Below are 9370 nucleotides of genomic sequence, written 5' to 3'. Positions count from 1 at the left end.
AGAAAATACCCTTTAATATGCTAACCCAAAGGAAAAAAATTTGAAAGTAATAATATACTTATCCTGGAAAGTTTTTGTTTAATATTACACAAATAGTTTTTATTTATATTTATTTTTTTTGAGTGCTAGTACTCAAAAATAAGAAACGTGCTTTGTATGAAATATAGTTTTTTTATGAAGTTTAGCAAGAGGAGTTTGATATATAACAGGGATTAAATAAGATGATTAGAAACATTAAGTTAAAAAAACTACAATACTAACCAAGTGGAATAGTATTGTAGTGAGTGATGCAAAGTATTTTATTTTCAATTTTTAAAAAAGACGCAACAAGATAATACCAATCATAATTGCTAAAATACCAATTACTTTTCTAGTTGTAATTTTATTTTTATTCGTACCAAGTAAACCAAAATGATCAATAATAATACCCATAAGCATTTGGCCTAGCATACCGATTATGGTAGTAAGTGCAGCGCCTAAATGTGGCATAAGTATAATGTTTGTAGTAACAAATATCACACCTAAAGTACCACCAATAAAATAAAGTGGCTTTATTTTACCTTGAGTTGTATTATATGTTGTCAATTTTAAACTACGATTAAAAATTAAAGTTAGGAAAAATAGTACAATCGTTCCTACTGTAAAAGAAACGAGTGCTGCCATCACTGAAGAATGTATTTGCTGACCCAATGCACTGTTAATTGCTGTTTGAATAGGGGGACAAAATCCAAATACGAAACCAATGATAAGCCATATATAAAAAGTAGGATTTGCTTTCTTTGTTCTATTTGTATTACGTACATAATTCATTAATATAATGCCGAATATCAACAACAAGACTCCAATTACTTTGAAAATAGTAAAAGGTTCGTGTTCAGCACCAAACCATCCGAAAGTATCGATGAGTACCCCCATAATAATTTGTCCCGCAACGGTCATTACTACTGTAAGCGAAGCACCTAATCGAGGTAATAACACGAGATTACCAGTTAAGAAAATAACACCTAGCATACCACCGATATACCAAATATAACTAAAAGTTTGATTATCGTAAAATGAAGATGTAAATACATGTGGATTTGCTATTAAGTTAATAATAATTAAGAAAATCGTGCCTGTCCCAAAGGAGATTGTAGATGCATAAAATGAAGATTTAGTATAAACACTGAGTCTAGAGTTGATAGAAGTTTGGAATGGGACAACCATTCCGGCAATAATTCCAATGATATATAAGAGAAACATTTTATCACTCTTTCTAATAAATTTATCTCTATCATTATATAGCATAGGAGTTAGATTTCATATATTTATATTTCTGATAAGATTTATATAATAACTCGCAATAATGATGTACACAACACAAAAAATGTTATAGAATAGTTTTAGTTATCTTTTTGTGTTTTGGACAACTGATAATTAATTAGTTGTTTTGTTTTATATATGTATTTATCATGTATTAGATTAGTAGAATTGGTGGAAAAAATATTGAAGCAATTATCTATTATTCGTCTATTAGACGAAGAAACTTTTTTTGTGGATGCAGGTATTAATGATGGAATTAAGCATCAACAATTTATCGAAGTATTGAATCCTAAAAGATCATATAAAAATTTAGCGCAAGTTATTGATGTTTTTGAACAATACACATTGTGCAAAAAATTGGGAAAGAAAAAAATATTTTTTGGTGATACTGTAAGGTTAAGACCAATGAATGAAAATAACGAAAAATCAGTCGATAAAAATTTATAAGTGTATATTTAAAGTTTAAATAAATGGAGTAAGCTAGACATAAATGAAATACCAATAAATTTAAAATAGATTATTTCTTACTCAATAATACAGTTGGTTAGAAATCTAGCTTTTTAAAAGGCTTTACGCTTTATTATCTTACTATGATTATGAATAACTAAATTTGATAAGCTATAATTTAAAACTTGTCAATTCTGTTATTTATTGTACAAAATATGACACAGGCTGGGGCATTATTTATCAATGTCCCAGCCTGTTTTGAATCGTTCTATTCAGTTTTATATAGACAATTACACTTAAATTACTTTTTGATTTATTGAGTAATGTCCCTATAAATTTAATATAGATGGCATTACTTACAAAATTAACAAGTAAATACAATAGGATTTTAACCTTCTAAAAGGGTAGGAACAAATATAATTTCGTTATTTCTATTTGTTGAATAATCCAATATTATACTATATGGTAATAATGATTTATTCATGATCTAACCCTTTATTGTAAATACTATTTTCTTTTATATACTTTTAGTAGTGCATATGTTTTTAATTAGAGTGAAATTTAATTATCAAATAATACCTTAGTAGTTTTATCTATAATATGTGCGGAAGACACTTTTGTAGGAATTCCAGTTTTTGGGCGTAATAAATCTAAGTCTAACAATTTTTTCATACCTTCTTTTACAGTTGATTCATTTACAAAATGTTCAATATTAGGTAATTGAATTTTCACAGTTTTATTTACTGCATCATTGAATATAAGTTCTAATGTTTGTGACATAATCATTCTCCTCCTTATTTAATTTCTTCTGTCTTGATGACCTCAAGTGATTCATAATGTTCACCAGTAATTTGTTCGATAATTGTTTTAAAGCTTTTTAATTGATCGTTTGTCGCTTCAGTATTTAAATTTGAAAAGTGACGCTTAACAATTTTAGCTTTTCCATCTTTATCGTACATTGTGCGTGTCATATTAAGTGATAGTTGATTGACATTATTCATAATTGCTAACCTCCTTTCACTATATATATCGAAACGAATCATTAAATTGGGCAAAAAAATTTTAAAAATTAAGTAAAAAAACTTTAATGTTACTTAAATGTCATATATCATTAAATATGAAACATTTAATAGTTATAGAGGTGGATATATGAATCAAGTTGATCCGATTAGGGATATTAAAGAAATAAAGGCAATGTATGAAGTGCTTAAACGTAAATCGAATAGGGATTATTTATTATTTAAATTTGCAATACATACAGGTATTAAACTTTCTGCATTGTTAAACTTAAGTGTTGGAGATGTAAGAGGTGTGCAAAACGATATTAAAACCTATTGGTTAGAAGATCACGCACCAAATATCCATATACGCTTACCGGAAATGTTGAGGAGAGAGCTATCGCAATACATTGATCATCAGAAATTGCAAGACGATGAATTGTTGTTTCAATCAAATAGAACATTAAAAGGATTATCTAGACAACAAGCATACCGTATTATTCATGCAGCAGCTGATGAGTTGGGAATGTTACATATTGGCTTAACAACATTGCGTAAAACATTTGCTTATCATGCATATCAATCTGGTATTTCTATTTCTATCATCCAAAAGTATTTAGGTCATCAAACGACGTTTGAAACGATGAAATTTATCGGTATATCAACGAAGAAAAGCAATACTACTATTGCTTTAACTTTATAATTAATACTAAAGGAGGGACAATATGAGTTTAATCATTTTATTGAGTTTTCTGTTGATGTTAATGGTATTATTGCTATTTACCTATACGCATCAAAAACTAGAACGTATTTCTGGGAATATTGTAATGTTGGCACCAGTGATTTCGGCAATTTATTTTTTATGGCAAATTCCGAATGTCATGAAAGGTAAATTTATCGCAATTAAGATACCTTGGCTACCTTCATTAGATATAAATATTGATTTTAGATTAGATGGATTAAGTTTGTTTTTCAGTCTATTAATATCATTAATTGGTGTTGCAGTATTTTATTATGCTACGCGTTATATGTCTAAAGATCATGATGATTTACCTCGTTTTTATATATATTTATTACTTTTCATGATTAGTATGCTAGGTGTAGTTACTGCAAATAACACTATTTTATTATATGTATTTTGGGAATTAACAAGTGTATCTTCCTTCTTACTTATCGCTTATTGGTATAGCAATCGGGACAGTCAATTTGGGGCATTGCAATCATTTATGATTACTGTTTTAGGCGGTTTGGCAATGCTAACAGGTTTTATTATGATTTATACGGTTACTGGTTCAAATACAATTTCAACTATTATGAATAAAAGTGATCAAATTGCCAACAGTCCGTTATTTATACCGATTATTATTATGCTTTTAATAGGAGCATTCACAAAATCTGCACAATTTCCTTTTCATATTTGGCTGCCAAAAGCAATGGTAGCACCAACACCAGTGAGTGCATATTTACATTCAGCTACAATGGTTAAAGCAGGGATTTTCTTATTATTTAGGTTTACACCTGTATTGGGATTAAGCAACTTTTATATTTATTGTGTGACATTTGTTGGATTAATAACAATGATTTTTGGAGCAGTAAATGCCATTCGTCAATATGATTTGAAAGGCATACTTGCATATTCTACAATCAGTCAGTTAGGTATGATCGTTTCTATGGTAGGTATTGGTGGTGGTGTTGTACAACATCCAAGTGATGATATGGCAAAAGTATATAGTTTAGTCCTATTTGGAGCGCTATTTCATTTAATGAACCATGCATTATATAAAGGTGCGTTGTTTATGGGTGTAGGTATCATCGATCATGAAACTGGAACGAGAGATATACGTAAACTTTCGGGTTTAAGGAAAGTATTACCTATAACACATATTGTAATGTTGATTTCAGCATTATCTATGGGCGGTATACCGTTTTTAAATGGTTTTTTAAGTAAAGAAATGTTTTTTGAAGGGTTAGTAAGTGCTCATGAATTGTCTCAATTTAATATATGGTTAACATTATTGCTTGATATAGTTGGTGTAGTGGCAAGTATTTTCACATTGATTTATGCGGTTTATATGATCAAAGAAGTATTCTGGGGAGAATATAAAGTGTCACAAATACCTGCAAACAATGTACATGAACCATTTTTATTTACGTTACCTTCATTGATAATGATGCTGCTCTTACCTGTGATTTTCTTTGTGCCTAATATATTTGCACATTATATTATATTGCCAGCATTTAGAAATATCACCTTTGGAAATAAGGCAGATTATTTAGCGCCTCATATTTCGCAATGGCATGGAATTAATTTACCGTTAATTCTAAGTCTTGTTGTCTTTATAGTCGGTATTACGGCAGCGTTAAAAATTGATTGGAAAAAATACGCGCAACAAGTTAAAACTACATCGATTTCAGAAATGTATCTTGGTACATATAAACAGTTCGAATATTATTCAGGTTATAGTATTCGCGCATTGATGAATAATCGATTGAATCATTATATAACAATTACTTTAATCATATTTATTATGATTGTTACGTATGGCATTATTCGAGCAGGATTTCCAAAAGTACATCAAATTCATGTAAGTGAATTTGGTCCGTTAGAGGTTATTACACTTATCGTCGTCTTTGTATTAGGTATCGCATTAACCTTTATAAGACAAAGATTAACGATGGTAATATTAAATGGAATTATTGGTTATTGTGTCACTATATTTTTTATTTTAATGAAAGCACCAGATTTAGCTTTAACACAATTAGTAGTAGAAACGATTACTACAATTCTATTTATAGTAAGTTTTTCAAGATTGCCAAACGTGCCTAGAACTAAAGTTCATAAAAAACGTGAGGCAGTTAAAATTGTCGTATCATTATTAATGGCTATTATTGTAGTTACATTAGTGTTTATAGCTCAACAGAGTAACGCTATGCCGACGATTTCTACTTATTACCATGATGCATATAAATTAACAGGTGGTAAAAATATCGTAAATGCGATACTAGGAGATTTTCGAGCGTTGGACACTTTATTTGAAGGATTAGTATTAATCATTGCTGGTTTAGGTATTTATACATTACTTAACTTTAAAGATCGGAGGGGACAAGATGAAAGAGAATGATGTTGTATTACGGACAGTCACGAAAATCGTAGTTTTTATATTATTAACATTCGGGTTCTATCTGTTTTTAGCAGGTCATAATAACCCTGGTGGTGGATTTATTGGTGGTTTAATCTTTAGTTCGGCATTCTTATTAATGTTCCTTGCATTCGATGTTAAACAAGTATTGGTCTCCCTACCTCTTGATTTTAGAATTTTAATGATTATAGGTTCACTCGTGTCATTTGTTATGGCAATTATACCTATGTTTTTTGGTAAACCGTTCCTTTACCAGGCAGAAGCATACGTGAACTTACCGATATTGGGAGAGGTGCATCTTACGACAATAACAGTATTTGAAGCGGGCATTGTTCTAGCGGTTGTTGGTGTGGTTGTCACTGTTATGTTATCCATTAGTGGTGGTCGCTCATGAATTTAATATTACTGTTAGTTATCGGCTTTTTAATATTTATTGGAACGTACATGATATTATCAATCAACCTAATAAGAATTGTAATTGGTATTTCAATTTACACACATGCTGGTAATTTAATTATTATGAGTATGGGGAAATATGGAAAAAATATGGTAGAGCCATTAATAAGCGATGGTAGTAAAGATTTTGTAGATCCATTGTTGCAAGCGATTGTCTTAACTGCAATTGTGATTGGTTTTGCAATGACTGCTTTCCTCCTAGTATTAGTATATAGAACATACAGAGTGACTAAAGAAGACGAAATTGATGTGCTGAGAGGAGATGATGACAACGATGAGTAATTTGTTGATTTTACCATTATTATTACCTGCTGTTTGTGCATTATTACTTGTTTTTATACGCACACAAAGTAGGTTGTCTCGAATCTTCTCAATCGGAACGATGGCATTGACTACTTTGATTTCATTACTTCTATTAATTTCAGCTATGAATCATGGACCGATTAAATTAGACTTCGGTGGCTGGCAAGCACCGTTTGGTATACAGTTTGTAGGGGATACATTAAGCTTATTGATGGTAACTGCGTCTAGTTTTGTCGTCACATTAATTATGGCATATGGCTTTGGTAGAGCTGAAAAAAGAGCAATACGTTATTATTTACCAAGTTTTATATTATTTTTAACTGTTGGTGTTATTGGTTCATTTTTAACGGCGGATTTATTTAATGTTTATGTCATGTTTGAGGTTATGTTATTAGCTTCATTTGTTCTTATTACACTTGGTCAATCTATCGAGCAACTGCGTGCAGCAATTATATATGTAGTGCTGAATATCATTGGTTCTTGGTTATTGTTAATTGGTATAGGAATGTTATATAAATTAACAGGAACATTGAATTTTGCGCTTGTAGCCTCTAGATTGGAAGAAATGAAAGATGAAAGCTCTATTGTTATCATTTCAATGGTGTTTTTGGTAGCTTTTGGTGCAAAAGCAGCGCTTGTCTTATTTATGTGGTTACCAAAAGCGTATGCAGTATTAAATACAGAACTTGCAGCTTTGTTTGCATCATTGATGACAAAAGTGGGGGCATATGCGTTAATAAGGTTCTTTACGCTACTCTTTGATGAACATGAATCGATATCACATCCATTGTTAGTATTTTTAGCATGTATTACGATGCTAATTGGTGCATTTGGCGTATTGGCTTATAAAGACATAAAGAAAATAGCGGCATATCAAGTTATATTATCTATTGGATTTATTATTTTTGGACTAGGGACACAGACGTTCTCTGGTGTGAATGGCGCAATTTTTTATTTGGTAAATGATATTGTAGTAAAAACACTTTTATTCTTTATTATTGGAAGTTTAGTTTATATAACTGGCTATCGACATTATAAGAATTTATCTGGTTTAGCCAAACAACAGCCATTTTTTGGAGTTGCTTTTGTAGTAATGATTTTAGCAATCGGAGGCGTACCGCCATTTAGCGGTTTTCCAGGTAAATTATTTATATTTAAAGGTGCAATTGAAAATGGGAACTATATCGGTTTAGCATTAATGATATTAACAAGTCTTGTAGCAATGTTTAGTTTGTTTAGAGTATTTTTTACAATGTATCTCGGAAATGACAAAACAGGAGAAGCCGTTGAGTTTAAAGAGATTCCAGCCTATAGAAAAGGATTAATAGGTATTCTAGTTGCTACGGTACTTGCAATGGGTATTGCTGCACCTGTTATCTTTAAAGTAACTGAAAATGCCACACATTTAAATATGGACGATGGATTATATGAAAAAACAGTTAACCCTAACCTTGAAAAGGAGGTTAAAAAATGAGACAAGTCGTATTAAACATTGTGATCGCCTTTTTATGGGTATTGTTTCAAGATGAAGAGTCATTTAAAATTTCAACTTTCTTTGCAGGGTATTTAATAGGACTAATTGTTATTTATATATTACATCGGTTCTTTGGACAACAATTTTATTTGAAAAAAGTATGGGTGGCAATTAAGTTTTTAGCTGTGTATCTATATCAATTAATCACCTCAAGTATGACCACGATAAATTATATACTATTTAAGACAAAAGAAATGAATCCTGGATTGGTGACGTATGAAACTAAGTTAGCCAGTGATTGGGAAGTTTCCTTCTTAACAATTCTAATTATCATAACGCCAGGTTCCACGGTAATTAGAATTTCTAAGAAGAAACAAAAATTCTTTATACATGCGATAGATGTATCTGAAAAAGAAAAGAGTAAACTATTGAAGAGTATCCAACAATATGAAGGTCTTATATTGGAGGTGACAGAATGATAAACAGTCTAATTAACTTTTTTATCACGAGTTCACTAATCATATTTGGAATAGCACTGTTACTTACTTTATTTAGAATTATTAAAGGACCTACGACTGCAGATAGAGTTGTAGCGTTTGATACAGCGAGTGCAATTTTAATGGCAATTGTAGGCGTATTAAGCATTATATTTGGTACATTTTCTTTCTTAGATTCAATTCTGTTAATTGCAATTATCTCATTTGTAAGCTCTGTATCTATTTCTCGATTTATCGAAGGGGGGCACGTATTTAATGCAAATAACAAGCGAAATCATTAATTTAATTGCAGCGTTTATGATGTTTCTTGGGAGCATCATTGCATTGATAAGTGCGATTGGTTTAATCAAATTCCAAGATGTATTTTTACGTAGCCATGCCTCTACGAAAAGTTCAACGTTATCTGTATTATTAACACTTGTCGGTGTTATCATATACTTTATTTCATCACAAGGTTACCTCAGTGTTAGAATGATCTTGGCCTTGGTGTTTATTAACTTAACCGCTCCAGTTGGAGGACACTTGATTTCTCGCGCCGCGTATCGAACAGGCGCGTATATGTATAGAAAAAGTGACGCACCTCGACAGTCGAGTATTTTGTTAAGTGCTAGCGAGAATAATACATTTGATCAATTAAAAAAACGTGCTGAAGTGCGTGAAGCAAAAAGACGTAAAACATATGAACAAGATCATGATTTTTAATCAAGTGATCTAGTTATTGAAAAATGATACGAGTTTGGTATATAAATATTA

Annotated in this window: 12 protein-coding genes; 9 read left to right on the top strand and 3 right to left on the bottom strand. The window is 30.8% G+C overall.

The features are described 5' to 3' along the window. Positions 1–312: 312 nt before the first annotated feature. On the bottom strand, positions 313–1242 hold the full coding sequence (locus MHZ36_RS11095) for a DMT family transporter (protein WP_239231699.1): 930 nt from the start codon (positions 1240–1242) through the stop codon (positions 313–315). A 243-nt stretch (positions 1243–1485) separates the two neighbouring features. On the opposite strand from MHZ36_RS11095, the gene MHZ36_RS11090 reads away from it, so the two are divergent. After that, entirely contained in the window at positions 1486–1749 is a 264-nt protein-coding gene (locus MHZ36_RS11090; protein ID WP_239231698.1) for a hypothetical protein, read from the top strand. 561 nt (positions 1750–2310) lie between these two features. Here MHZ36_RS11090 and MHZ36_RS11085 read toward each other — a convergent pair. Together MHZ36_RS11085 and sroA are read right to left on the bottom strand one after the other, a co-directional pair. Continuing rightward, complete coding sequence (locus tag MHZ36_RS11085; RefSeq protein ID WP_239231697.1) at positions 2311–2529, bottom strand: DUF2922 family protein; 219 nt, start codon at positions 2527–2529, stop codon at positions 2311–2313. Positions 2530–2543: 14 nt separating this feature from the next. Next, on the bottom strand, positions 2544–2750 hold the full coding sequence (gene sroA / locus MHZ36_RS11080) for a sigS mRNA-stabilizing protein SroA (RefSeq protein WP_239231696.1): 207 nt from the start codon (positions 2748–2750) through the stop codon (positions 2544–2546). 148 nt (positions 2751–2898) lie between these two features. Here sroA and MHZ36_RS11075 point away from each other — a divergent pair, with 148 nt between their 5' ends. Genes MHZ36_RS11075 through MHZ36_RS11040 form a run of 8 tightly spaced genes read left to right on the top strand, consistent with a single transcriptional unit; the run spans position 2899 to position 9319 of the window. After that, positions 2899–3450: a tyrosine-type recombinase/integrase gene (locus MHZ36_RS11075; RefSeq protein ID WP_239231695.1), complete on the top strand. Its 552-nt coding sequence runs from the start codon at positions 2899–2901 to the stop codon at positions 3448–3450. A 22-nt stretch (positions 3451–3472) separates the two neighbouring features. Continuing rightward, the gene (locus tag MHZ36_RS11070; protein ID WP_239231694.1) at positions 3473–5869 is read left to right on the top strand and encodes a DUF4040 family protein; all 2397 of its coding nucleotides are present in this window, start codon (positions 3473–3475) and stop codon (positions 5867–5869) included. Continuing rightward, positions 5856–6281 carry a Na+/H+ antiporter Mnh2 subunit B gene (gene mnhB2, locus MHZ36_RS11065; protein ID WP_239231693.1) on the top strand — a complete coding sequence of 142 codons (426 nt, stop codon included), beginning with the start codon at positions 5856–5858 and terminating at the stop codon, positions 6279–6281. Before MHZ36_RS11070 ends, mnhB2 begins: the two co-directional genes overlap by 14 nt. Next, on the top strand, positions 6278–6625 hold the full coding sequence (mnhC2, locus tag MHZ36_RS11060; RefSeq protein WP_239231692.1) for a Na+/H+ antiporter Mnh2 subunit C: 348 nt from the start codon (positions 6278–6280) through the stop codon (positions 6623–6625). Before mnhB2 ends, mnhC2 begins: the two co-directional genes overlap by 4 nt. After that, positions 6618–8120, top strand: coding sequence for a Na+/H+ antiporter Mnh2 subunit D (gene mnhD2 / locus MHZ36_RS11055; protein WP_239231691.1), 1503 nt, complete (start codon positions 6618–6620; stop codon positions 8118–8120). The genes mnhC2 and mnhD2 overlap by 8 nt, the downstream gene beginning before the upstream one ends. After that, positions 8117–8599, top strand: a complete 483-nt coding sequence (gene mnhE2, locus MHZ36_RS11050) for a Na+/H+ antiporter Mnh2 subunit E (protein ID WP_239231690.1) — start codon at positions 8117–8119, stop codon at positions 8597–8599. Before mnhD2 ends, mnhE2 begins: the two co-directional genes overlap by 4 nt. Continuing rightward, positions 8596–8898, top strand: a complete 303-nt coding sequence (gene mnhF2, locus MHZ36_RS11045) for a Na+/H+ antiporter Mnh2 subunit F (RefSeq protein ID WP_239231689.1) — start codon at positions 8596–8598, stop codon at positions 8896–8898. The genes mnhE2 and mnhF2 overlap by 4 nt, the downstream gene beginning before the upstream one ends. After that, positions 8873–9319: a Na+/H+ antiporter subunit G gene (locus MHZ36_RS11040; RefSeq protein ID WP_239231688.1), complete on the top strand. Its 447-nt coding sequence runs from the start codon at positions 8873–8875 to the stop codon at positions 9317–9319. Before mnhF2 ends, MHZ36_RS11040 begins: the two co-directional genes overlap by 26 nt. The last annotated feature ends 51 nt before the right edge of the window (positions 9320–9370 follow it).

The sequence above is a fragment of the Staphylococcus sp. ACRSN genome, assembly GCF_022346615.1.
Taxonomy (GTDB): domain Bacteria; phylum Bacillota; class Bacilli; order Staphylococcales; family Staphylococcaceae; genus Staphylococcus.
This window is presented reverse-complemented; position numbering and strand designations above follow the sequence as displayed.